The organism is Mesorhizobium sp. M7A.F.Ca.CA.002.05.1.1, from assembly GCF_003998335.1.
Taxonomy (GTDB): domain Bacteria; phylum Pseudomonadota; class Alphaproteobacteria; order Rhizobiales; family Rhizobiaceae; genus Mesorhizobium.
The window spans coordinates 1-503 of the sequence record NZ_RZQI01001616.1 but is presented as its reverse complement, the minus strand read 5'-3'; the positions used below and the strand labels follow the sequence as shown (position 1 = coordinate 503).

1 protein-coding gene is annotated in these 503 nt (G+C 57.1%); it reads right to left on the bottom strand.

All coding sequences use genetic code 11. The features are described 5' to 3' along the window. A partial coding sequence (locus EN939_RS37360; protein ID WP_164751657.1) for a TlpA disulfide reductase family protein occupies positions 1-503 on the bottom strand: 503 nt, incomplete at both ends.

The window sequence follows — 503 nt, the reverse complement described above, 5'->3', positions numbered from 1 at the left end:
TGCATCGCCGGCCCAAGTTTGGCGTATATCGGCTGACTCAGCGACGATTCGCGCACACGCGAGATTCGCTTTGCATCGACGGCTTTCGCTTCATAGCTGCTGCGCCAGCTGCCGTTAAGGACTTTCGGCAAAACGTCATCGAGAGGTGCCGGGTGGCCGATATAAGCGATGTGGCCGTCGCGGTCGACCACGAACGAGGTGGGAATCCCGAACGAAGAGCTGGGTTCCAGCCAGAGCTTTTTCATTTCGCCAGTGCAATCGAACGCTGTCCGATAATTCAGATTCGGGAACTTCTCGGTCAGCCAGGCATCCACGTTGGTCCGCGCTTCGTCCGCGGTTGCAGCCTTTTCGCAAGCTGCGACTCCGATAATCTCAAATCCGCTGTCTTTATATTTCTCCTGCAGTTCGATCAAATGGGGCATGGCGTGGACACATGGTCGGCACCAAGTCGCCCAAAATTCAACGAGGTAGACCTTGCCGGGCCGAAGGCTCGTGAGGGGCTC